This is a genomic window from Rahnella sp. PD4 (assembly GCF_049199325.1).
Taxonomy (GTDB): Bacteria; Pseudomonadota; Gammaproteobacteria; order Enterobacterales; family Enterobacteriaceae; genus Rahnella; species Rahnella perminowiae.
Genome location: NZ_JBLZQF010000004.1, coordinates 394,669 through 417,310, shown reverse-complemented (window position 1 = coordinate 417,310; position 22,642 = coordinate 394,669). Strand labels below are relative to the sequence as shown.

21 protein-coding genes are annotated in these 22,642 nt (G+C 51.4%); 15 read left to right on the top strand and 6 right to left on the bottom strand.

The genetic code is table 11. The features are described 5' to 3' along the window. Positions 1-8: 8 nt before the first annotated feature. From yjiA to ACOZIO_RS13625, 3 genes are read right to left on the bottom strand one after another with little or no spacing between them, the layout of a single operon-like run. Complete coding sequence (gene yjiA / locus ACOZIO_RS13635) at positions 9-980, bottom strand: GTPase (protein WP_421595392.1); 972 nt, start codon at positions 978-980, stop codon at positions 9-11. 30 nt (positions 981-1,010) lie between these two features. Next, positions 1,011-1,214, bottom strand: a complete 204-nt coding sequence (locus ACOZIO_RS13630; RefSeq protein WP_129953656.1) for a YbdD/YjiX family protein — start codon at positions 1,212-1,214, stop codon at positions 1,011-1,013. 59 nt (positions 1,215-1,273) lie between these two features. Next, entirely contained in the window at positions 1,274-3,427 is a 2,154-nt protein-coding gene (locus ACOZIO_RS13625) for a carbon starvation CstA family protein (RefSeq protein ID WP_129990969.1), read from the bottom strand. A 358-nt stretch (positions 3,428-3,785) separates the two neighbouring features. Between ACOZIO_RS13625 and ACOZIO_RS13620 the strand changes: the two genes are divergently transcribed. The 4 genes from ACOZIO_RS13620 (at position 3,786) to ACOZIO_RS13605 (ending at position 9,117) form a co-directional block, all read left to right on the top strand. Further along, on the top strand, positions 3,786-5,222 hold the full coding sequence (locus tag ACOZIO_RS13620; protein WP_129990970.1) for a glycoside hydrolase family 1 protein: 1,437 nt from the start codon (positions 3,786-3,788) through the stop codon (positions 5,220-5,222). Positions 5,223-5,447: 225 nt separating this feature from the next. Beyond that, positions 5,448-5,867 (top strand): translesion error-prone DNA polymerase V autoproteolytic subunit, encoded by a 420-nt coding sequence (locus ACOZIO_RS13615; RefSeq protein ID WP_129953653.1) that lies wholly within the window; start codon positions 5,448-5,450, stop codon positions 5,865-5,867. A gap of 2 nt (positions 5,868-5,869) precedes the next feature. Further along, the gene (locus tag ACOZIO_RS13610; RefSeq protein ID WP_129953652.1) at positions 5,870-7,135 is read left to right on the top strand and encodes a Y-family DNA polymerase; all 1,266 of its coding nucleotides are present in this window, start codon (positions 5,870-5,872) and stop codon (positions 7,133-7,135) included. Between the two features lie 347 nt (positions 7,136-7,482). Next, positions 7,483-9,117: a mechanosensitive ion channel family protein gene (locus ACOZIO_RS13605; RefSeq protein ID WP_421595421.1), complete on the top strand. Its 1,635-nt coding sequence runs from the start codon at positions 7,483-7,485 to the stop codon at positions 9,115-9,117. Between the two features lie 42 nt (positions 9,118-9,159). Here the strand turns inward: ACOZIO_RS13605 and ACOZIO_RS13600 are convergent, their stop codons facing one another. Beyond that, positions 9,160-9,603 (bottom strand): ester cyclase, encoded by a 444-nt coding sequence (locus ACOZIO_RS13600; protein WP_129953650.1) that lies wholly within the window; start codon positions 9,601-9,603, stop codon positions 9,160-9,162. Between the two features lie 118 nt (positions 9,604-9,721). Here ACOZIO_RS13600 and ACOZIO_RS13595 point away from each other — a divergent pair, with 118 nt between their 5' ends. After that, on the top strand, positions 9,722-10,636 hold the full coding sequence (locus ACOZIO_RS13595; RefSeq protein ID WP_217219062.1) for a LysR family transcriptional regulator: 915 nt from the start codon (positions 9,722-9,724) through the stop codon (positions 10,634-10,636). 102 nt (positions 10,637-10,738) lie between these two features. Here the strand turns inward: ACOZIO_RS13595 and ACOZIO_RS13590 are convergent, their stop codons facing one another. Beyond that, the gene (locus tag ACOZIO_RS13590; RefSeq protein WP_129990972.1) at positions 10,739-11,599 is read right to left on the bottom strand and encodes an aldo/keto reductase family oxidoreductase; all 861 of its coding nucleotides are present in this window, start codon (positions 11,597-11,599) and stop codon (positions 10,739-10,741) included. Between the two features lie 95 nt (positions 11,600-11,694). On the opposite strand from ACOZIO_RS13590, the gene ACOZIO_RS13585 reads away from it, so the two are divergent. Then, positions 11,695-12,615: a LysR family transcriptional regulator gene (locus ACOZIO_RS13585; protein WP_129953647.1), complete on the top strand. Its 921-nt coding sequence runs from the start codon at positions 11,695-11,697 to the stop codon at positions 12,613-12,615. Between the two features lie 74 nt (positions 12,616-12,689). Here ACOZIO_RS13585 and mntP read toward each other — a convergent pair whose 3' ends face one another. Beyond that, a complete protein-coding gene (mntP, locus tag ACOZIO_RS13580) occupies positions 12,690-13,265 on the bottom strand; it encodes a manganese efflux pump MntP (protein WP_421595391.1) in 576 nt (191 codons plus the stop codon). A 931-nt stretch (positions 13,266-14,196) separates the two neighbouring features. On the opposite strand from mntP, the gene tssB reads away from it, so the two are divergent. The 9 genes from tssB to ACOZIO_RS13535 are packed head-to-tail and all read left to right on the top strand — an operon-like array spanning position 14,197 to position 22,641. Then, positions 14,197-14,676, top strand: coding sequence for a type VI secretion system contractile sheath small subunit (tssB, locus tag ACOZIO_RS13575; RefSeq protein ID WP_129953645.1), 480 nt, complete (start codon positions 14,197-14,199; stop codon positions 14,674-14,676). After that, positions 14,673-16,154, top strand: a complete 1,482-nt coding sequence (gene tssC, locus ACOZIO_RS13570) for a type VI secretion system contractile sheath large subunit (RefSeq protein ID WP_421595390.1) — start codon at positions 14,673-14,675, stop codon at positions 16,152-16,154. Before tssB ends, tssC begins: the two co-directional genes overlap by 4 nt. Positions 16,155-16,183: 29 nt before the next feature. Then, positions 16,184-16,675, top strand: coding sequence for an Hcp family type VI secretion system effector (locus ACOZIO_RS13565; RefSeq protein ID WP_129990973.1), 492 nt, complete (start codon positions 16,184-16,186; stop codon positions 16,673-16,675). Positions 16,676-16,727: 52 nt separating this feature from the next. Then, a complete protein-coding gene (locus ACOZIO_RS13560; protein WP_129990974.1) occupies positions 16,728-17,144 on the top strand; it encodes a GPW/gp25 family protein in 417 nt (138 codons plus the stop codon). Positions 17,145-17,156: 12 nt separating this feature from the next. Beyond that, positions 17,157-18,959: a type VI secretion system baseplate subunit TssF gene (gene tssF / locus ACOZIO_RS13555; RefSeq protein ID WP_129990975.1), complete on the top strand. Its 1,803-nt coding sequence runs from the start codon at positions 17,157-17,159 to the stop codon at positions 18,957-18,959. After that, positions 18,950-19,897, top strand: coding sequence for a type VI secretion system baseplate subunit TssG (gene tssG / locus ACOZIO_RS13550; RefSeq protein ID WP_129953640.1), 948 nt, complete (start codon positions 18,950-18,952; stop codon positions 19,895-19,897). Before tssF ends, tssG begins: the two co-directional genes overlap by 10 nt. Before the next feature lie 2 nt (positions 19,898-19,899). Beyond that, positions 19,900-21,813 (top strand): type VI secretion system Vgr family protein, encoded by a 1,914-nt coding sequence (locus ACOZIO_RS13545; RefSeq protein WP_129990976.1) that lies wholly within the window; start codon positions 19,900-19,902, stop codon positions 21,811-21,813. 13 nt (positions 21,814-21,826) lie between these two features. Then, positions 21,827-22,342 (top strand): DUF6931 family protein, encoded by a 516-nt coding sequence (locus ACOZIO_RS13540; protein ID WP_129953638.1) that lies wholly within the window; start codon positions 21,827-21,829, stop codon positions 22,340-22,342. Continuing rightward, positions 22,342-22,641: a PAAR domain-containing protein gene (locus tag ACOZIO_RS13535; RefSeq protein ID WP_129953637.1), complete on the top strand. Its 300-nt coding sequence runs from the start codon at positions 22,342-22,344 to the stop codon at positions 22,639-22,641. Before ACOZIO_RS13540 ends, ACOZIO_RS13535 begins: the two co-directional genes overlap by 1 nt. Position 22,642 lies beyond the last annotated feature (1 nt).

Sequence of the window (22,642 nt, the reverse complement as noted above, 5' to 3'; positions counted from 1 at the left end):
CAAATTGGTCAGATTAAGCAGGCTGGTCGCAGCCGCGCAAAGACCTCGCGGATTTCGGTTTCGGGCAACTGCTTGCCAATGAAAACTAACACACTGTGCGGTGTTTCGTCCGGTTGCCACTCGCGATCCCAGTCGGCGCTGTACAGCCGCTGCACCCCCTGGAACAACAGACGGCATGGCTGATCGGCTATCCATAACATCCCTTTATAACGCATCAGGTTATCTGCAAAACCGGCGAGCAGTTCTTCCATCACCTTCGATATCGCCGTCAGCGCGACCGGGTAATCCAGCTCCACGACAATTGAAGAGACGGCATTTTGCTCCGGCGCGACGCGGTAGAACAGCGGTCTGGCGGCGACCACGTTCTCCTCCAGCATAAACCCGCGGATATCAAACAGCAGCGCCGGATCGATGTCACCCTGAATCATTCTATAAACCGGTGCACGTGCATTGATTCGTTGCAGCCGCTCTGCCAGTTCAGGGCATTCACCGGCCACATCAGTCTTGGTCAGCACGATGCGGTCAGCATAACCAATCTGCGACTGCGCCAGAGGAAATTGATCCAGCTGCGACATGGCATGAACGGCATCCACCAGCGTGATAACTCCATCTAACACGTAACGCTCACAGATAATCTCATGGGCGAAAAACGCCTGAAGGATCGGGCCGGGGTCGGCCATGCCGGTACATTCAATCATCAGCCGGTCAAACCGCACCTCGCCTTTATCCACGCTGTCCAGTAAATCCAGCAGCGCCGCTTCCAGTTCTCCCGAGCGGGTACAGCAGATGCAGCCATTGGACAGGGTGGTAATACGTGTGGCACGGTCACCTATCAGCTGGTTGTCGATCGGTATTTCACTAAATTCATTCTCGATCACCGCAATTTTCATCTGGTGCTGCGTATGCAAAATCTGGCGTAAGAGTGTGGTTTTCCCTGCACCCAGAAAGCCTGTTAATACTGTGACTGCAATCGGTGTCATGTTTGCCTTCCTGCTAATAACGGCGCCCTCTTAACAACAGCGCATTCCGCCTTTACCGTCTCCGCCATAACGCGCCTGCTGGCGCTCACGGAAAAATTCCTCGTAGGTCATCGCAGGCGTATCCGGGTGGTTGGTCTGCATATGCAGAACGTAGGTGTCGTAATCCGGTATGCCCACCAGCATACGTGCAGCCTGTCCGAGGTATTTCTTCGCTGCACCTAAGTTGTCAAACATACATACTCCTTTGAATTTAAACTGAAAAGCCCCGGAGTGCGGGGCTTTCAGAAAAACAATCAATGCCCGGAGGAGAGTTTTATTCCTTCCGCCGGTACCGGCACATAAGGCGTTTCCTTATCGGTACGCTTGTCTGTTTTACGTGCCTGCAGGCAGGCGCGGATACCGTAGAAAATGATGCTGTACACCACAATCAGGAACAGAATACTCAGCCCGGCGTTGGTGTAGTTGTTGATCACAATGTGATGCATATTGCTGATTTGCTCCGGAGTCAGGTTCGCGCCGCCTGCGCTGATGCGTTCTTTATACTGACCGGCCATGTAGAAGAAGCCTTCCATCTGCGCATTGGTGCTGAACAGTTTCATCCCCAGCGCCCAGGTGGTGCAGATAAGCAGCCAGATAGCAGGCAGCAGGGTGACCCAGATATATTTCGTGCGTTTCATCTTCACCAGCACGACGGTGGCGAGGATCAGGGCGACGGCAGCCAGCATCTGGTTAGAAATCCCGAACAGCGGCCACAGACTTTTTACGCCGCCCAGCGGATCGACCACGCCCTGATACAGCAGATAACCCCACAGGCCGACACAGCCTGCGGTACCGATAATCCCGGCGACCAGCGAATCGGTCTTTTTCAGGAACGGGATAAAGTTACCCAGCAAATCCTGCAACATAAAGCGGCCGGAACGCGTCCCCGCATCCAGCGCGGTCAGGATGAACAGCGCTTCAAACAGAATGCCGAAGTGATACCAGAAGCCCATATCGGCCAGCGGCATAATTTTGTGGAACACATGCGCAATACCTACGGCAAGCGTTGGCGCGCCACCTGCGCGGTTCAGCACCGACGGTTCACCGATATCCTTCGCCGTCTGCATAATCTGCTCAGGCGAGATAACAAATCCCCACGAGCTGACGGTGGCGGCGGCATGTGCCGTGACGTCTTTCAGCTGTGCCAGGATCATCGGCGCATTATCGCCGCCCAGTTCGTGCAGGTTTGGCATGGTAATGCCCAGACCTGCCGGTGGGGTATTCATGGCAAAGTACAGACCCGGCTCGATGATCGATGCCGCTACCAGCGCCATCACCGCGACAAAGGATTCCATCAGCATGGCACCGTAACCGATAAACCGTGCATCTGTTTCGCAGGCCAGCAGTTTAGGCGTGGTGCCGGAGGCGATCAGCGCGTGGAAACCCGATACCGCGCCGCAGGCAATGGTAATAAACAGGAACGGGAACAGCGCACCTTTCCACAACGGACCTGTACCGTCAATGTACTGGGTCAGGGCCGGCATTTTCAGTTCCGGATTGAGGATGACGATACCGATCGCCAGTCCGACGATGACGCCGATTTTCAGGAACGTTGCCAGATAGTCGCGCGGCGCCAGGATCAGCCACACCGGCAGCAGGGCAGAAATAAACGCATAACCAATCAGAGTAAAGGTAATGGTAGTGTCTTTGAAGGTCAGCGCCGGACCCCAGTACGGATCACTGGCGATAACGCCGCCGAACCAGATTGCCGCGACCAGCAGAACAACGCCAATCACTGAGATCTCACCCACGCGACCTGGCCGGATAAAGCGCATATAGATGCCCATAAACAGGGCAATCGGCACAGTGGAACAGACGGTGAACACTCCCCACGGACTTTCCGCCAGTGCTTTCACCACGATTAAGGCCAGCACCGCCAGAATAATAATCATGATCAGGAAACACCCGAACAGGGCGATAGTGCCCGGCACCGGTCCCATTTCTTCTTTGATCATTTCGCCCAGAGACGCACCGTTACGGCGTGAAGAGATGAACAGCACCATAAAGTCCTGCACCGCACCGGCCAGAACCACGCCGGCCAGCAGCCACAACACGCCCGGCAGATACCCCATTTGTGCAGCGAGCACCGGACCGACCAAAGGGCCGGCTCCGGCGATGGCAGCAAAGTGGTGGCCAAACAGCACGTTGCGGTTGGTCGGCACATAGTTCAGACCGTCATTGTTGATCACTGCGGGCGTCGCGCGCGAAGGATCGAGTTTCATGACCTTTTGTGCGATATACAGACTGTAATAGCGATAGGCCACCAGATAGACCGAGACAGAGGCCACGACTATCCACAAAGCGCTGATATGTTCACCCCGCCGCAGGGCAACCACGCCCAGACAGCAGGCACCGAGGAGGGCAACAATCATCCACGGTATGTGCTTGAATAATGTTTTTTTATTCATAAATAACCCGGTTATTTTAAAAGGACTCACGAAATACCCTTCTCTGTTTTCTTTATTAAGGATCTCTTTCAGAGAGGCAGGGGCCTGTTTTATGTGCCTGCATAGGGTGCCAAATTCGCGGGCGCGGAGGGGGGAAACTTGGTCAGCGGTCACAGAGGCAGATAAGCGGTTATTACGCGGGATAAGCGGTTCCGGGAGTGATTAATGCAGCAAAATCTGTGATTTAGATCACTGGGTCGGTTACGCGTGAAAGTCCGGACATCGGCGTAACTTTTCTGGCAGAGCCGTCTTTTGGCAGGTAAATTACTCCCTTGCTAAATGATCCGAGGGATCACCAGACACGTTCAGGGAGTTTTTTATGAAAGGTAAGTTTCCGCAAGACTTTATGTGGGGTGGGGCAACGGCGGCAAACCAGGTTGAAGGCGCTTACGATCAGGATGGCAAAGGGCTGTCGATTGTCGATGCGATCCCGGGTGGTAAAGACCGTTTAAACATCGTTTCCTCCCCGGAGTTTGACTTTACCCTTGATCCTGCAAAATATACGTATCCCAATCATAAAGGTATCGATCACTATCATCGCTTCCGGGAAGATATCGCGCTGTTCGCAGAGATGGGATTCAGGTGTTACCGTTTTTCTATCGCCTGGACCCGCATCTATCCGAACGGTATTGAGCAGGAACCCAACGACGCGGGGCTGCAGCATTATGAGCAGGTGATTGATGCCTGTATCGCACACGGCATCGAACCGGTGATCACGATTTCCCATTATGAGATGCCGCTCCATCTGGCTACAGCATTTGGTGGCTGGAAAAACCGTGAACTGATTGGTCACTTTGAGCGTTTTGCCCGCACGGTGCTTACCCGCTTTGGTCATAAAGTGAAATACTGGATGACTTTCAATGAGATTAACAGCGCGGCGCATTTCCCGATCATGAGCCAGGGGCTGACGGTGAAAACCGGTGCGCTTGAGGCTCAGGCGAAATTCCAGGCGTGGCATAACCAGTTTGTGGCCAGCAGCCTGGCGGTAAAAATAGCCCACGAAACCCACCCGCAAATCCAGATGGGTTGCATGATCCTGTTTGCCACCCATTACGCTTATGACTGTAATCCGGTCAATCAGCTGGAAACCCTGAAAGAGACTCAGGCGTTTAATTTCTACTGCGCCGACGTGCAGGCCGGTGGTAAATATCCTTACTATGCCAAACGGTTGTGGCAGTCGCAGGGCGTCGAACTGGATATTCAGCCGGGTGACTTAGCGCTGATTAAAGAGCATACGGTGGATTACATTGGTTTTAGCTACTACATGTCTTCGACCATCAACAAAACCAGTCCGGACGCGGTTTCGGCACAGGGTAATCTGCTCGGCGGCGCGCGCAATCCGTTCCTCGAAGCCAGTGACTGGGGTTGGGAAATCGACCCGGTTGGTCTGCGCATTGCCCTTAATCAGCTGTACGATCGTTATGAAAAACCGCTGTTTATTGTGGAGAACGGGCTGGGCGCCGTCGATAAACCGGATGAAAACCACTTTATTGCCGATGATTACCGTATCAATTATCTGCGCCGGCACATTGAAGCGATGGCTGAAGCGATTGAAGACGGCGTGGAACTGATGGGATATACCCCGTGGGGGTGCATCGATCTGGTGAGTATGTCTACCGGCGAGATGAGCAAACGCTACGGTCTGATTTATGTCGACCTCGACGATAAAATTTCCGGGACGGGGAACCGTTACAGGAAGAAATCGTTCCACTGGTATCAGAAAGTGATTGAGACCAACGGCGCAGATATCAGCTGATATTCCCCGGCCAGTCCTGAGTACAGTCCGGGTTATGCCCGGACTGTTTTCACCGACCTCCGTTCCCTCAGACCCTAAAAATTTACAGTCTGGCAAACCCTTAATTTAAAGGCTTTTACTCAGCGCGGTACGCAGCAGAAGCACCGCCGCCTTTAAAGCCTCTTGCTTTCCATCAGGGATAAATAATACTGTATATACATACAGTTTTCCTTGATGGTGATTACAATGCAGTTCCTCACGCTTAACGAGCCACGGCAGATCCTGGCATTCCCCTTGTTCAGCGACCTTGTCCCCTGCGGGTTCCCGAGCCCGGCGCAGGATTATGTTGAGCGGCGTATTGATCTCAATGAACTGATGATTCAGCATCCGAGTGCCACTTATTTCGTGAAAGTGACCGGTGACTCAATGATTGACGCCGGGATTGGCGAGGGCGATTTACTGGTCGTGGACAGTTCCCGTAAAGCTGAACATGGCAATATTGTCATTGCTGCGGTTGACGGTGAATTCACGGTTAAGCGCCTGCAACTGCATCCGGTTGTCATGCTCCGGCCTGAAAATAGTGTTTATGCGCCAATCATCATTGGCAGCGAAGAAAGCCTGGAAGTTTTCGGCGTAGTGACCTATATCGTGAAATCTGCGAGCTGACTATGTTTGCACTGTGTGATGTGAACTCTTTTTATGCTTCCTGTGAAACGGTATTTCGCCCCGACCTGAAGGGGCGGCCGGTGGTCGTTTTATCCAATAATGACGGCTGTGTTATTGCCCGTTCTGCTGAAGCATATCCATTTGTAAAAATGGGAGAACCGTATTTTAAACAAAAAGAAGTGTTCAGGCGTCATGGCGTAGTTTGTTTTAGTAGTAATTATGAACTCTACGCGGATATGTCCAACCGGGTAATGACCACAATTGAGGAGATGGTGCCACGCTGCGAAGTATACTCAATTGATGAGGTTTTTTGTGACCTGACGGGCGTGCGCAATTGTCGCGATCTGACGGAGTTTGGGCGTGAAATCAGAGCCACTGTTCTGCAACGTGCGCATCTGACGGTTGGGGTCGGTATCGCACAAACCAAGACGTTAGCCAAACTGGCTAATCATGCAGCAAAAAAATGGCAACGGCAGACGGGTGGCGTTGTTGACTTGTCAAATGTCGAACGGCAAAGAAAGCTTATGGCGGCGTTACCCGTGGATGAAGTCTGGGGAGTCGGCCGGCGGATCACGAAGAAACTGAAGTCTATGGGGATCGGGACGGTGCTGCAGCTGGCAGACACTGATATCCGGTTTGTCAGAAAACATTTCAACGTTGTGCTGGAAAGAACGGTGCGTGAGTTACGGGGTGAACCGTGTCTTGAGATGGAAGAGTTTGCGCCGGTAAAGCAGGAAATTGTTTGCTCCCGCTCATTCGGTGATCGGATCACGGAATATGAGCAGATGCGTCAGGCTATCTGTAGTTATGCTATCCGGGCAGCGGAAAAGCTCCGCAATGAACATCAGTATTGCCGGTTTATCTCCGCGTTTATTAAAACGTCTCCCTTCGGATTAAATGAGCCTTATTATGGATCCAGCTCATTCGTTAATTTGCTGACGCCGACACAGGATAGCCGGGATATTATGGTTGCGGCGACGCGCTGTCTGGATGCTATCTGGAAAGAGGGACATCGCTATCAGAAAGCCGGAATTATGTTGGGCGATTTTTACAGTCAGGGTGTGGCTCAGCTGAATCTTTTCGATGAAAACGCACCGCGACATAATAGCCAGAAACTGATGGGCGTATTGGATTATCTGAATGCCAGGAAGGGGCGTGGAACGCTTTATTTTGCCGGGCAGGGCATACGGCAGCAATGGCAGATGAAGCGTGAAATGCTCTCGCCGAGATATACCACGCGATATCAGGATCTGCTCGTTATTAAATGATTACCGCCATGCCTCGTTTAAAATAAATATTATTGCTTCGCATTTTAAATAGCCACGTTTTACCTGCGGGCGGTTGCTGGTGCAGATACAGTGACTGCCGCAGGCCCGCCGCCTGCGTTTAACCATATCATCTGTCACACCTGACATTGGTAGGTCAGGCGCAGTTAATAAAAAAAGATGCCTGATCGCTAGTAAAAATTTCCCTGAGTAACTAGCATTTATCCAAGATTGATTTTAATTAAAAGACTTATTTCACGATGACTTATCTTGAAATTTTTAAGTCAGCGTCTTGATCCTACCGTGTTTGTGTTGGGAGTCTGTAGATGGGTGACAGCAGGTTGAGGGTGATGGAGTTACTGGCCTGGCTGAGAAAGGGCAGACTGTGCGTTTTGCTGGCGTGGCTGGCATTTTTTGGCTCCTTTCATCTGCAGGCAGCTGAACCCCGGCAGATGCCGTCTGATCAGGAAAAAGCCCGCACTGTGTTTATTTTTCATCAGCCGGTTGTGATGTTGCAGGCAACGTTCGGCTTGTCCACGCCGGAAGAGCGTGTGTTGCGTATCCGTAATACGCTGCGTTCGCTGAACGGCGAGGACATCCGCCATCCGGTGCAGATCCTGTCTGTGCAACGTTATGGTCAGCAGGGGCGGTTGTTTGTAATCAATGGTAAGCCACTGATGTTGCTGTCGGAAAGTGATCTGGATGAAGGCGATGACCTGACGCTCGATCAGGCCGCGCAGCGTGTGCTGGCGCGCTTCAACACACAACGCACCTCGCTGGCAGAGCAGTATTCTTCCTCGTATCTGGCGATCGCGACACTCAAAGTGGTTGCGGGTACCGCTGTGCTTATTCTGCTGTACTACGCGGCGTTTACATCCTGGGCTAAAGTGAAAGCGTATTTCACGGCAAGGATTTTGCTGAAGAAAGGGTGGATCCCGTACCGGTGGCGCAGTTTGCTGGGTGCGGTTGAAGTGCATTTATACGCCATTTTGATAATTTTTCTGAGCATCGTGGCGTTTTATCTCTGGCTGAGCTGGTTGTTCCGTTTATATCCGTGGACGCGTATCTGGGGGGAATCGCTGGGTGACTGGTCAGTCGATGTGGTGCAAAAAATCGCTCTGGCGATTGTGTCGGCGTTCCCGGGCTTGATGATCGTGGCAATCATTTTCCTCATTACGGCGTTTATTCTCAAGCTGCTAAAAATACTGTTAAAACGGGTTGAGACCCGAAAAACGCAGGTGCCCGGCCTGCACCCTGAAACGGTGGGCGCGACTCGAAAACTGATTTCTGTCATGGTCTGGCTGTTTGCGCTGTCTGCGGCCTATCCGTTTTTGCCGGGCGCAAACTCACTGGCCTTCAAAGGTGTCAGCGTATTCTTTGGCCTGATGCTGACGTTGGGATCTGCCGGCGTGATGAACCATGCGATGAGCGGACTGGTGCTGATTTATTCCCGGGCGCTGCGTAAAGGCGATGTGATCCGCATCGGCGATAACGAAGGACTGGTGAGTGAAATCGGCATGCTGGCGACCAAAATTATCACCCGTGAAAGTTACGTTGTCACCGTGCCGAATGCTGTGGTGGTCAGTGGCAAAATCACCAATCTCAGCGCACAAAATCCGGGGGGCGGTGTCAACCTGACAACCAGTGTCACCATCGGTTATGACACGCCCTGGCGGCAGGTGCACGCCATGCTGGAGCTGGCCGCCAGCCGTACGCAGGGTATTGATCTTCAGCATAAACCGCTGGTACGCCAGCTCAGTCTGATGGACTGGTATATCGCCTATGAACTGCAGGTGCATCTCCGTCCGGGCGAATCCCTTGCCACAGTAAGAAGCGAATTACACAGCCATATTCAGGACGTCTTCAACGAATTTAATGTGCAGATTATGTCGCCGAATTTTGTCAATCAGCCGGAAACAGCCGTCATGGTGACTCAGGACAACTGGTTCGCCGCACCGGCCACGCCGCCGGATAATCCGAAATGAAAGAGAGGGGACCGGTCAGCCCGTGCGGCGAATTGTCCGTTTTTAACCCTGCGGCGGGAACTGGCCGAGTTGCATGAACGCGCCAAACCAGTCTTCCAGATGCCAGGTGGTGGTGATGCGTTCGCCATTTAGCTCATGGAATTCATGCAACCGGATGCTGACAAATTTGCCTGTAGGCTCGATGCCCATAAAGTTGCCGTTATGTGTGCCGGTAATTTCTGCACGCACGGCAATCTTCCCCGGCGTCTGAAGGAGATCGTGAAGGGTGATCTTCACGTCCGGAAAAGCTTCAATAAATCCCCTGATGATGGGTTTCAGCCCTTCAGGGCCGGAAGCCTGTCCGGGGGCGAGGGGAATATCTTTCCAGTCCGGGGTAACTGCCTCATCCATTAAGTCCGGATTATGCAGGCTGAAAGCCTGATAGATTTTTTCAACTGCCTTACGTTCCGCTATAAGTCGATTTGCCATCTCGTTATTGTCTGACATCGCTAAATTCCTCTGGCTGAATGCATTTTTATAGGGTTAATGTGGTGCACGCAGCGAGTATCCCATTTGTATCAGTCATAATTGAAATAAGAAAAGCATATAGAGGAATATACGTTTTATGGATTTTAAGGGCCTCGACCTGAATCTGTTGGTCGCGTTTGATGCGCTGATGGAAGAGCGGAATGTGACCCGTGCCGCCAGCAAAGCGGCGGTCAGTCAGCCGGCGATGAGCGCGGCATTGTCGCGCCTGCGAACGCATTTTGCAGATCCGCTGTTTATTCGCAGTGCTTCCGGTTTGTTGCCTACCGCCAGGGCAAAAGAGATCAGTTTACACGTGTCAAAAGCGCTTAACGAACTGAGTAATCTGCTGGCTCCGGACGACAATTTTGCGCCGGAGAACAGAAAAATGTCCTTTACGCTGGGTACGTCTGAATACCCGCTGATGGTGCTGCTGCCCGGCATTATGCGGGCGATCAGCGAACAGGCGCCCGGTGTGGCGCTGCATGTGCGGACATTTACCGACCGCGATGCGTCCGTGTCGATGCTGGATGCCGGTGAGGTGGATCTGGTGATCGGTATTCCCCCGACCCGGCCGGAAAACCGCATCTTGTCACTGCCTCTGTTCAGTGATGAATTTGTCACACTGATCCGCCGCGACAATGATGCGGCTCGCGACGGCATGACGTTAGAAGCTTATCTGGCAATGAGCCATATTCTGGTCTCGCCGGAAGGAAATCATTATGGTCTGGTCGATGAACAGCTCAGAAAAATGGGGCTGACACGGGAACTCCGCCTGACGCTGCCGACCATGGCGGGTGTTGCCGGTGTTGTGCAGCAGACGGGATATGTTGCAACCGTATTGAAACGCAGTGTGATAGTCAGCGGGAAACATCAAAATATCGTGATGACGCCGCCGCCGGTAGCGCTGCCGGAAATCCCGTTTTATCTGTTATGGCACCGGCGTTCGGATGACAGTAATGCGCAGAAATGGCTGAGGAAACTTATCTGTGCACAGGCCCGCGAATTGCAGTGAACAGCCGGATACCGTTGACGTGATCTGACCGTTAATATGACAGCGCAGATTCAGCCATCCCGAAAAACGTCCCCTGCATGATGCGCAGGGGACGCGTGACGTCTAACCCGCCATTCCGTTCAGGGTTTCCATTACCTCATCTGACAAAGTTACCTTCGCACTGGCCAGATTTTCCTGCAAATGTTGCGGTGATGAGGTGCCGGGGATCAGCAAAATGTTCGGCGAGCGTTTCAGCAGCCAGGCCAGCGCCACCTGCATCGGTGTTGCCTGCAATTGTGCCGCGACTTCATCAAGCCGCGCTGACTGCAAAGGCGAAAAACCGCCCAGCGGGAAGAACGGTACATAAGCAATCTCCTGTTCCGCCAGGCTGTCGATCAGCGCATCGTCGTGACGGTTCGCCAGATTATACATATTCTGAACACAGGCGATGGTCGTCATTTTCTGTGCATCGGCGACCTGTTTTGCCGTCACATTGCTCAGGCCGATATGGCGGATCAGACCGCGTTCCCGGAGCCTGATCAGCGTTTCCAGCTGCGGTTCCAGCGATCCTTCTTTCGGCTGATGGACATCGAGCATGCTGCGCAGATTCACCACATCCATCACCTCCAGCCCGAGATTGCGCAGGTTATCTTCCACCGCCAGCGTCAGTTCCTGCGGGCTGAAAGCCGGTAACCAGCCGCCTTTTTCATCGCGTCGCGCACCCACTTTGGTCACGATGCGCAGATTATCGGGATAAGGATGGAGGGCTTTTTTGATCAGCTTATTGGTTTCATGCGGGCCATAAAAATCGCTGGTATCGATGTGATTAACACCCGAAGCCACGGCATCACGCAGCACCTGTATGCCCCGTGCTTCATTGCTGACCGGGCCAAAAACGCCGGGGCCAGCCAGTTGCATTGCACCGTAACCTAAGCGCGCCACTTCTCTGTCGCCGAGGCGGTAAGTCATTGAGGGTTGTGTCATGGAATTCTCCTGTGTGGGTGTTCATCGATTGTAGCCGCACTCAGCTTGTGCAACTATCCGGTGAAATCAGGACAAACTGTACGGAGTGACGCACAATGCCGATGGATATCGCGCTGTTGCATGCAGTAGTAGAAGTGGCGAAAGCGGGGGGATTTCGTGAGGCGGCACGCGTCACGGGCAGCAATCCATCCCGGTTGAGCGATGCGGTGCGCCGTGCTGAACAGCAGCTCGGCATCCGTCTGTTTCACCGTACCACGCGTGCAGTGGTGCTGACTGAAGCGGGCAGAGCATTGCTCGAGCGGCTAATTCCGGCCATGAAAGAGGTGGATGCGGCACTTGACGCTCTCAACCGTTATCGCAATACGCCCGGTGGCACGCTGCGTCTGAATGTGCCGGTTAGTGCAACCCGGCTGGTTTTGCCTGCGCTGGTACCGGAGTTTCTGCGGCGTTATCCGGATATTCAGTTGGAAATCATTGCCGAAAGTAATGTACAGGATGTATTTCGTGACGGTTGTGATGCGGGGATCCGTTATGACGAACGCCTTGAACTGGACATGGTGGCTATCCCTATCGGGCCGCGCCGTCAGCGTTACGCTGCGGCGGCCTCCCCGGATTATCTCAATACGCATGGCAGGCCATCGCATCCGCAGGAGCTAATACAGCACCGGTGCCTGCGTGGTCGCTATGCCAGCGGGATCATGCCGGACTGGGAATTCGAACATGAGGGGGAAAGCCTCAGCGTGCAGGTGAACGGCCCGCTGGTGGTCAGTGTCGGCGGCGCGATGGATCTGGCGCTGGAAACGGCGGTGGCGGGTACTGGCATTATCTACCTGTTTGAAGAATGGCTGCGGCCTGCCATTGCCAGCGGCAAACTGGAGGCTATCTTGCAACCGTGGTGGCTGTCGTTTTCCGGGCCGTATCTTTACTACAATGACAGGCGCCTTATCCCTGCGCCGTTACAGGCGTTTATCGATTTTGTGCGTGAAGATAATCTGAACCGGGATTTTTCTGTTTAACAGGGGCAGGGAAAAGAAAGAAAACATCCAATGATCAAGAGGATACAAAATCCTCTTTTTTATGTCTGAAAATCTCAGCCCAGCAGGCCAAGATGCTCCACAAGAATGGATGTACCGATACCGATCAGCACCACGCCACCCAGAATTTCGGCCCATTTACCCATTGCGGCACCGAGGAACCGGCCAAGCAGCATACCGGATGTTGCCATAATAGTGGTGGCGGCACCGATAGTCAGTGCCATCACCAGAATATTCACCTGAAGGAAAGCCAGACCGACTCCGACGGCCATGGCATCCAGACTGGTTGCGACGGCTGTCGTGACCAGCAGCCAGAAACCATGACGGCGCGGTGCCAGTGTATCTTCTACCGCTTTATCTTTCCCGAAGGCTTCCACAATCATGCGGATACCGAGGATCAGCAACAGGGTGAATGCGACCCAGTGATCCCAACTCATAATAAACTGACTGGCCGCCAGACCGATTCCCCATCCGATCACCGGGGTGATGGCTTCAATCACGCCAAAAATAAGCCCGGTGCGTAATGCCTCTTTCAGCGGTGGCCGGTGCAGAGAGGCACCTTTGCCAATTGCCGCAGCGAAGGCATCCATGGACATACCGAACGCCAGAATGAGAATGGTATAAAGTTGCATAAAACGGACCAGTCAGGCCTTCGGGAACAAAAAAGGCGGGTTATTCGTTGAGATGCGCAGTTTGCCACAAAACTAAAAATAGAAAAACCTTTATTTTCAATGTGTTATAGTCTTGGTTAAGAAAGTTAGCATAGGCTATATTTGATTGAAATAACCGCAAACTGATGAAAATGGCAACGCGAAGTAGCAAAAACATCAATAATCATAACAATACAGAATGAGTGGGGTTTATACAAAGAATCTGACTGACTCATGATATGAAAGAAATAAAAGTCACCACGCTGAACTTCACCGGCGGCTACTCAGCACTGGAAAATGACTGAAAGAGTTCAGGTTCACTGTCATCAGCCGTAACACCGGGTGTTCATAAAATCATTCAGCGCTCCCCAAGTGCGGGGGGGATAAACGGCACTGGCGCTGAGCATATGCTGCTTATACCTGCCAGCTACAAAACACTATCTGGCTGATCAATACAGAAATTTATCCATATCTGCCTCTGTGCAGAGGGATAAGCCCAGGTCTGTAAAGGCACTGGCTGTGAGGTTTCGGATCCCTCGTATGGATTGAAATCAATTATCTCTACAGTTCATCCTACATACGCTTTGTTTAAGAATGTATTTTTAACAGGCAATGTAAAAAAATGAAATGTAACAATGATTATCATTTAATATTTGACGATTTTTTGTGTTTTTATAAAAAAAAACGTGTATTCATTTTTATATTTACCAAAATAAAATACCGTGAAACTCTTTTATTACCCTTATGAAAATAATGAATGCTATGCTGTATTTGTTTGTTTTTTAAAGTGAAAATAAAAAGCTTTAGCAAAAGTGAATGTATTAGTAAGCAATCGGCCATGTGAAATCCAATAATTACTGTTTATTATCACGCCCATATTAACTCTCTCTTTCAACATTATGGTGATTTATCCGTGAGCAATACACAATATAAACTGAGCAAGGCGCGTCCCCCTCGCGTTCAAATTACGTACGACGTGGAAGTTGGCGGTGCTGAAGCGAAAAAAGAATTACCTCTGGTCATGGGGGTTATCGGGAATTTTGCTAATGATGACATGCCTCTGCGCGACCGCCGTTTCACGCACATTGATAAAGACAACTTTAATAATGTTATGGAAGGAATGAAACCGGCGGTGGAAATGCTGGTTGAAAGTACTTTACCCGAAAAAGAAGGCCAGATGGCTATTGCGCTGGAATTCAACTCTATGGATGACTTCTCTCCTGAAAACGTGGTGATGCAGGTTGAACCGTTGCGCAAACTTCTTGAATTGCGTGAGCAACTGAGTGATTTGCGCAACAGAACTGCCAGCAATGATCGCCTGAAAGAACAGTTGGTGGAGTTATTAGAGGGGATGGCGAAAGACGCAGAACCTGTTAAAGGAGATGCAGAATGAGTGATATCCAGGTCATGAATGCCACAGCTCAGGCTGAGCAGTCCGGTGATTATCTTGATCAGATTATCGATAATACTCAGGCTATCCGCCGGGAATCCGATCGGAATAAAGTAAAAAGTCAGCTGGATAATCTTCTTACAGAGGTGGCATCAGGGGCGGTCATTGTTTCCAATGATTTGGTCGGTAGCATCGAAGCCCGTATTGCCGCCATCGATGAATTGCTGTCTTCCCAGGTCAGTAAAATTATTCAGGCTCCTGAATTCCAACGTATGGAATCTTCCTGGCGTGGGCTGCATAAACTTGTGCAAAGCAGTGTCACGGAAAATACCAAAGTGCGGTTCTTTAACTGCACGAAGAAAGAGTTACTGCGTGATTTTAAATCTGCTTCCGACTTCGATCAGTCCTCATTATTCAAAAGTATTTATGAAAGCGAATACGGTACCTTTGGCGGTGATCCTTATTCAGCGTTTGTGGGCGATTTTGAATTCGACTGCATGCCGGAAGATGTCCAGCTGTTGGAGCAGATTTCGCATGTGGCTGCTGCTGCTCACGCACCATTCCTCAGTGCCGCGAATCCTGGCATGTTTGCTATGGGTTCCTTCTCGGAAATGCCGCGTCCGCGTGACCTGAGTAAATTGTTCGAAACCTCTGACTATGCCCGCTGGAAATCCTTCCGCCAGAGTGACGATTCACGTTATGTTGGCTTAACGCTGCCACGCGTCATTGGTCGTCTGCCTTATGGGGCAAAAACTGTATCCATAGATGCGTTTAATTTTGAAGAAAAAATTGACGAAAATAATGATGGCGCCAGCTATTTGTGGGTAAACGCGGCTTATGATTTGGCCGGCCGTATGGTCGAGGCATTTGAAGAATACGGCTGGTGTGCTGCAATCCGCGGTGTTGAAGGCGGCGGTTTGGTGAAATCACTGCCAGCTTATAACTATATTTCGCAGACCGGCGAAAAAATCATGCAATGCCCGACAGAAGTGGCGATTTCTGACCGCCGCGAAAAAGAATTAGCTGAGCTGGGTTTTATTCCCCTCATTTATTGCAAAGGTACAGATTATGCGGCGTTCTTCGCTGTGCAATCCGCTAATAAACCGCGTAAATATGATTCTGAACTGGCGAATGCCAACGCCAAATTGTCAAGTCAGTTGCAATATATTATGACAACGTCGCGCTTTGCTCATTATTTAAAATCCATCGTGCGCGATAAAGTGGGCAGCTTTATGTCCAAATCTGAATGCCAGAATTTCCTGCAAAACTGGATCAACCAATATGTTGTGGGTTCAGATAATGTGGGACCAACGATTAAAGCAAGCCATCCGTTACGTGAGGCTGTGGTCGAAGTTGTTGATGTACCAGGTTCTCCGGGCAGTTATCGCGCCGTGGCGTATTTAAAACCGCATTTCCAGCTTGAAGGGCTCAGCATGTCGCTGCGTCTGGTAGCGGAACTTCCTGCATCAACGGGTGCATAAATACTTAATCGTAAAAATAAGGATATATAATGGCTACTGAATCGCTTTTTATGAAAATTGAAGGTATCAAAGGCACAGTAAGTAATAAAGGTTATGAAGGTTGGATCTCCATTGAAAATATGACTTTCGGTGTTTCCAGCACGCCTAACATTGATAATGCCAGCGAGCAGGTAAACGGCGCTGGTGCGCGTTTTGATTCAATCTTATTTTCAAAAGTAATGGATTCGACGTCTACTCAGTTAACCGTTATGGTGGCGGAAGGCAGCAATATTAGTGAAATTACCCTGGTTAAGGTATCCATGCAGGGTTCTAAGCCGGTTGAAGCTGCCAAACTGATCTATAAAAACTGTGTACTGAGTAGCTACAATTTCAATGCTTATTCAGCCGGGGATATACCGTGTGAAAATCTGAGCTTTGTGTATGGTGCGATGTCATTTGAAACCAATATGGTTGAGCCAGATGGCAAAACCAGCAAACAAGGTCCTATGGGTTGGAGCGTGATTGAAAATACCAAACTGTAATTTTTAAAACAACAGTGCACACCGCAGGCGTGCACTGGATTAAGGCTTATTGATGAAAAGCTTATTACAGCTATTATCTGACAATAACCCAAAAGATCATAATGACCTGACTGAGGTAGAAGACAAAAACAGCGTACTCATTGATGAGATATTGTTGCTTTTATCTTCGCGCCCCCGATGTTATCACATTGATAATACTCCACTGATTAATGAATCGATCCTTAATTATGGAGTCAATGACGCTTTTTCCAGTGATACGCCCCGTCTTGAGCGTAATGCCATTATGCAATCACGTATCGAAATGGCATTACGGCGCTTTGAACCAAGATTGAAAAATGTCTGCGTGACACCCGGGGAAGAAAAGGGAAGTCTTTGTTCATTCATTATTGATGCTGAAACATTCAATGGTGAGGTTCGCTATCGTCTGGTGTGGGACGATGTCATCAGTCAATTCTCTCTGCGTGATTAACGAGTATTCATAATGTTGGCGAAAAAATTAATTTCTTATTATCAGAATGAACTCGCTTACCTCAAAACGCAGGGAAAGGCGTTCGCCCGTCATTTTCCAAAAGTCGCCAGGCGCTTAGGAATGTCAGAAGGCACATCAGAAGATCCGCATATTGAACGAATTATTGAGTCCTTTGCGCTGGTCACCGCACAGATTCAGCAACGTCTCGATGAGGATATGCCGGAAGTAACTGATGCGTTACTGACGGTATTGGCTCCGCAATTTCTGCGTCCTTTTCCCTCGGTTTGCGTTGTACAGATGCAGCCGGACAGTAAAATCAGCGCGCTGACAGCCAGTAACCGCATCGATGCCGGAACGACATTATATTCCCGTCCGGTGAACGGGCAAGTTTGCCATTTCCGCACCACGTATCCGGTTACCCTTCAGCCTGTCAGCCTGCATAAAGTCAGTCTGCATCTGGATGCCGATGACATGAGCTGGGGTCTGAAAATTCAGTTGTCAGTCTGGCCGGGTGCCACAGTGTCGGCAGATTCTCTGAGGTTACATCTCAGTGGTGCCAGCCGAATCGTAAATATCCTTTATACCTTGTTGTGCAGTGAAGTTGAGTCACTGACACTTTTCCAGCAGGGGGAGAGTTATACGCTGTCACCGCACGCTATTCGTGCCGTGGGTTTCGGTGAAAATGAAGGTCTGCTTGCAGGCGATTCACGGGTTTCACCCACTCACAGCCTGTTACAGGACTATTTTTTCTTCCCGCAAAAATTTCATTTTATTGATATGCCGTTGCCCGCTGGCATGGTGGCGGGCAGTCAGAGCGAGCTTTCACTGGTGGTGAAATTTAACCGCTGCATGATAGCGCGCCAGCTGGAAAAAATAGCCGGTGCGGTGAATGAAAGCCTGTTTCTGCTCAACTGTACGCCTGTTGTCAATCTTTTCGCTCACCGGGCCGAGCCGATTTCGCCCGATCACGAAACGGCAGAATATCCGGTTATCCCTGATATTCGTCATCAGGATGCGATGGAAGTCTGGTCTGTAGACAGCGTGTCGGCAATGCGCAAGCAGGGTAATGAAACACAGTCCCGGCCCATCTATCCATTGTTTGGTTTAGACCATTCAGCCAGTGACGGTGAAACCGGCTTGTTCTGGCAATGTATGCGACGTGAAACCATGCACAATGATGGCGTCACGACCTCGCTATTTATCGCTTTTTCTGACCGGGGAGAACGTCCGTTAGCGCCCGGCTGCGACATTGTCAGCATGAACCTGACCTGCACCAATCGCGATATTCCCGGTGCCATGCGCAACGGCGATCCTGAGGGGGATTTCGAATCAGAACTGCCGATTGCAGGCATGAAAATTATTGCGCTGACACGCCCGACGCTGCCGGTCAGGCCGCCGGCGAAACAAGCTACGCGCTGGCGTTTGATTTCTCAGCTTTCACTCAACCATATGCTGATCAGTGGACCCGAAGGTGCCCGTGTACTCAGGGAATCACTGGCGCTGTACAACTTTGTCGATAATCCGGGCATTACCCGCCTGATCAACCTGATCCTGCATGTTGAGACTACCCCGGTCATTACCCGGCTGGCGCCTTCGGATCCCCGTTCCATGGCACGGGGAATAGAGATCCGTATTACCTTTGCCAGCGAAGCGGCCGAAGAAGTTGAGTATTTTCTCCTGTGTCGCTTTATCGATTGTTTTCTGGCGTTGTATGCACCGGTCAACAGTTTCACCCGGGTAGTCACCTGCATTGACTCACCGGGGGACATTGCACGGACATGGCCTGTGCGTGCAGGAAGGCTGTCATGGATCTAAGCAATATCCTCAGTCCACATAACTTTTTCCAACAGGTGCGTCTGTTGTTACGCAAGCTGACCAGAGCACAGGGAGAAGACAGCAAACGGGTTCTGGAAGAGCAGATTTATTTCATTTCCCCGCTCTCGCTGGATGCGCCGAAAGGCGATATTACGTCAGTCACCCCGCTTGAGCAGCAGCGCTGGCAAGTGGAAGTGGCGGCTCACGGGCTGACGGGGGCACTGGGCGCGTTACCGACGGTTTACACCGAGTGGATGATTGACCGCTATTACCGCCATGGGGACAAAACGGCCAAAGCTTTTCTGGACATTTTTAACCACCGGCTGCACAGCCTGCGCTACCTCGCCTGGCAGAAATATCATTATTACGCCATGGCGGAATTCAGTGCAACACGGCCACTGAGTCAGGCCATCCGTGCATTATCGGGCGTGGCAAACAGCACACCTTCCCTGCAACAGGAGCAGTTTGCTGATTTATTTGCACATTCAGTGCGCTCAATGCTCAACGTTGAAACCTGGTTAAAACACCGTTTTTCCGTGGCGGCGAAAGTCACGCCTTTCACCGGCGGATGGCAGGTTATGGATCCCAGCCTGTGTTGCCGGCTGGGAGAACCGTCACAAACGCTGGCCGTTGCCCCTATGATCGGCAGCGTGTATTGGGACCGGCAATCACATTTTACGGTGACGCTCGGACCGGTGCCGATGAAGAACGCCGGCCTTTTTTTGCCTAAGGGAAAGCACTATCAAAATCTGTGGTCACATTTGCGTGAATACGTGGGCCAAGGTCTGGATTTTGATATTGAGCTGCTGATCGAAAATACAACGAACGTCGCTACCCTGCTGGGAAACGGGCAACTCGGGCTGGATATTTGTCTCGGGCCTTCCGGGGACACAGACCAGCATAAAATTCGTTTACCCGTCTTCCGGGAAGGAAAATAAAAATGTCGAAAACACTAGGGCAAGACAACCGGTTTATCCGTTTCATTGGCGATACCGCCAGTTCACTGGCTCTGATGCATATCGAAGGTGATGAACAGTTCTCCGAGACCTTCAGTTATCAGATTCAGTTTCGCACGTCGTTAATCACCCCGCAGATGGGACGTTTTTTGGGGCATGAAATGGCCTGTGAGATTGGCCGTGGTAACCAAAAGCGCTACGTGCACGGTGTGCTGACACAGATTAAAGAAGACAATAATGTTGATGGCATCAGCACCTTCATCGGTACGCTGGAACCGCGTATGGCGTTACTGCGTCTCGGGCGTAATCTGGCAGTTTTCCAGAATATTACCGTACCGGATTTAGTCTGCAAACTGCTGCGCCAGCACAACATCAGCCACATTGATTTACGCCTGCGGGAGACTTACCAGCCGCGCGAATACTGCATCCAATATCGAGAATCCGATTTCGACTTCATCAGCCGTCTTCTCGAACAGGAAGGCATCTATTACTTCTTCCAGCATGATGCAGGGCAGCACACCCTGGTACTGGCGGATCATCCGTCCAGCCATCAGTCGGGCAAAACGGCAGAATTGCCCTTTATGCCACTGCAAGGGCGAGGCAATGGCGTGGGTATCCTGAACTGGGTGGCATGTTCTTCACTGGCGGCCTCTTCCGTGATGCTCAATGGTTTTAACATGGTGCAGGCGACCCGTGTTGAAGGTGAATCGAAAGCCACGGCGGCGGAATATTCCGTGCCGGGTGTCAGCTATGTTGATGCACATGGTCATGAAAAACGCGAATTACTGCAATCAGAAGCCCGGCTGAAGATGGAGCAACTCGAGGCAGATAACCAACAATTCCACGCCGAGGCCAGCGTGTGGTGGTTAAGTTGCGGCGATAAATTCCTTCTGAGCGGACATCCTTCTTGTCAGGGACACTACCTTATCAAATCGGTTCATATGCATGCATCGAGCAACATTGATGACGGGCAACCTGATTTTGGCTACACGCTCACGGTACTGAAGGACAACCTTTCCTGGCGTCCGCCGTGCCTCACCAGAAAACCTGAAATCGCCGGCATTCTGACTGCCATCGTGGTCGGGCCTGAATCAGAAGAGGTTCACACGGATGAATATGGCCGCATTAAAATTCAGTTCCCGTGGGATCGTGAAAACAAACATGACGATGGCAGTTCCTGCTGGGTGCGGGTTTCACAGCCGTGGGCAGGCGGGCGATTTGGTGCCATGTTCCTGCCTCGCGTCAACAGTGAGGTTACCGTCAGCTTTGTGCATGGCAACCCTGATTATCCCCTGGTGACCGGCTCAGTATACAACGGACAGAATAAACCCCCGCTGAGCCTGCCTGAGGAGAAAAATCATGCCGGATTCGTTTCACGCAGTTCCCTCAACGGTAATGTTGAAGAAGGGCATCAATTGCGTTTCGACGATAAAAAAGGCGAAGAGCGTCTGATCATGACCTCACAAAAAGATTTGCTGCTGACGGTGAAAAACGACGTCACCACGCGTATTACCAAAAACGTCACCAAAACCATTGGTGAGAACCGTACGACCGAGTTAACCAAAGGTAATGAAAGCCTGACGCTTAAACAGGGTGATTATGCCCTGGACATTAAAGGCAATCTGCAGGAAAGCCTGACCAGTGGTAACCATCAGCTAAAAATCAGTGGCGGTGGCAGTACGGTCAAAGCGGACAAGGCTTGCGTCATTGAATCCACCCAGTCTATCGAATTAAAAGTCGGTAGCAGCAAAATCACCCTTTCTCCTTCCGGCATTACGCTGAGCGGCACCACGATCAACATTGAAGGGAAGGGGACGGCAGAACTTAAAGGCGCCATGGTCACTGTTCAGGGGAGTGGTATGACCCAGATCAAGGGCGGCGTGACGAAGATTGGCTGAGGAAATGAATAACATGAAAGAAAAATTGCTCACGCCGGAAGCGCTTGCTGCTTACAACCCGCTGCAAAACGGCGCAGAAAATGCCGCGCAGCTGATGATGGCAGGCCGTTGGGAAGATGCGCTGGCAAGCGTGGTTGCTGATGTTGCACAGAAGAAACTGCTGGCGTGGACGCTGCAACAAGCGCTGAGTCGCCCTGAATCTCAGGAACCTGCGGTGCGGCAATGCGCCAGTGAAATCCATCAGTGGCTGGCAGAGCCTGAGGATGACCGGCGTTTCCGTATTTTCCAGCAGGCAGAGCTGCTCGGTTTTGATACCCCGGTTGGTGCGCTCGGCTTATCCGTGTTCTGGATGCAAGGCAGCATGACCCCGGCAGAGTTCGAGGCGGTGTACCCCGAATCTCATTTATCTCACCTGATGCTCCATTGTGCGCTGAAATTGCTCAGTGTGGGGATAGCGGGAGAAGACGCCCCCCTGAAGGGCGCTCAGAATCTACTTTCTGAGTGGCACGCTACCCGGGGAGGTGACTGATGGGAAAGCCCGCTGCCCGCGTTGGTGATATGCATTTTTGCCCGATGGTGACCCCCGGCCTCCCCCCGATCCAACACGTTGGCGGGCCGGTGTCCACACCCGGTACGCCAACGGTGTTTATCGGAGGCATGCCCGCCGCGATCCTGGGATCGATGGCGGTCTGCGTCGGTCCACCGGATTCGGTAGTGATGGGCAGCACGAAAGTGCTGATTGGCAATAAACCTGCAGCGCGTATGGGTGACAGTACCGCGCATGGCGGAACCATTACTGCGGGTTGTCCGACCGTCCTGATTTCTTAGA

Excerpts from the sequence above, each read along its gene's own strand:
- ACOZIO_RS13600 (WP_129953650.1), bottom strand. The coding sequence starts at position 9,603 with ATGTCAGACAATAACGAGATGGCAAATCGACTTATAGCGGAACGTAAG.
- ACOZIO_RS13610 (WP_129953652.1), top strand. The coding sequence starts at position 5,870 with ATGTTTGCACTGTGTGATGTGAACTCTTTTTATGCTTCCTGTGAAACG.
- mntP (WP_421595391.1), bottom strand. The coding sequence starts at position 13,265 with ATGCAACTTTATACCATTCTCATTCTGGCGTTCGGTATGTCCATGGAT.
- ACOZIO_RS13565 (WP_129990973.1), top strand. The coding sequence starts at position 16,184 with ATGGCTACTGAATCGCTTTTTATGAAAATTGAAGGTATCAAAGGCACA.
- ACOZIO_RS13605 (WP_421595421.1), top strand. The coding sequence starts at position 7,483 with ATGGAGTTACTGGCCTGGCTGAGAAAGGGCAGACTGTGCGTTTTGCTG.
- yjiA (WP_421595392.1), bottom strand. The coding sequence starts at position 980 with ATGACACCGATTGCAGTCACAGTATTAACAGGCTTTCTGGGTGCAGGG.
- ACOZIO_RS13620 (WP_129990970.1), top strand. The coding sequence starts at position 3,786 with ATGAAAGGTAAGTTTCCGCAAGACTTTATGTGGGGTGGGGCAACGGCG.
- ACOZIO_RS13560 (WP_129990974.1), top strand. The coding sequence starts at position 16,728 with ATGAAAAGCTTATTACAGCTATTATCTGACAATAACCCAAAAGATCAT.
- tssC (WP_421595390.1), top strand. The coding sequence starts at position 14,673 with ATGAGTGATATCCAGGTCATGAATGCCACAGCTCAGGCTGAGCAGTCC.
- ACOZIO_RS13630 (WP_129953656.1), bottom strand. The coding sequence starts at position 1,214 with ATGTTTGACAACTTAGGTGCAGCGAAGAAATACCTCGGACAGGCTGCA.
- ACOZIO_RS13615 (WP_129953653.1), top strand. The coding sequence starts at position 5,448 with ATGCAGTTCCTCACGCTTAACGAGCCACGGCAGATCCTGGCATTCCCC.
- ACOZIO_RS13540 (WP_129953638.1), top strand. The coding sequence starts at position 21,827 with ATGAAAGAAAAATTGCTCACGCCGGAAGCGCTTGCTGCTTACAACCCG.
- ACOZIO_RS13545 (WP_129990976.1), top strand. The coding sequence starts at position 19,900 with ATGTCGAAAACACTAGGGCAAGACAACCGGTTTATCCGTTTCATTGGC.
- ACOZIO_RS13585 (WP_129953647.1), top strand. The coding sequence starts at position 11,695 with ATGCCGATGGATATCGCGCTGTTGCATGCAGTAGTAGAAGTGGCGAAA.
- tssG (WP_129953640.1), top strand. The coding sequence starts at position 18,950 with ATGGATCTAAGCAATATCCTCAGTCCACATAACTTTTTCCAACAGGTG.
- ACOZIO_RS13535 (WP_129953637.1), top strand. The coding sequence starts at position 22,342 with ATGGGAAAGCCCGCTGCCCGCGTTGGTGATATGCATTTTTGCCCGATG.
- ACOZIO_RS13625 (WP_129990969.1), bottom strand. The coding sequence starts at position 3,427 with ATGAATAAAAAAACATTATTCAAGCACATACCGTGGATGATTGTTGCC.
- ACOZIO_RS13590 (WP_129990972.1), bottom strand. The coding sequence starts at position 11,599 with ATGACACAACCCTCAATGACTTACCGCCTCGGCGACAGAGAAGTGGCG.
- tssF (WP_129990975.1), top strand. The coding sequence starts at position 17,157 with ATGTTGGCGAAAAAATTAATTTCTTATTATCAGAATGAACTCGCTTAC.
- ACOZIO_RS13595 (WP_217219062.1), top strand. The coding sequence starts at position 9,722 with ATGGATTTTAAGGGCCTCGACCTGAATCTGTTGGTCGCGTTTGATGCG.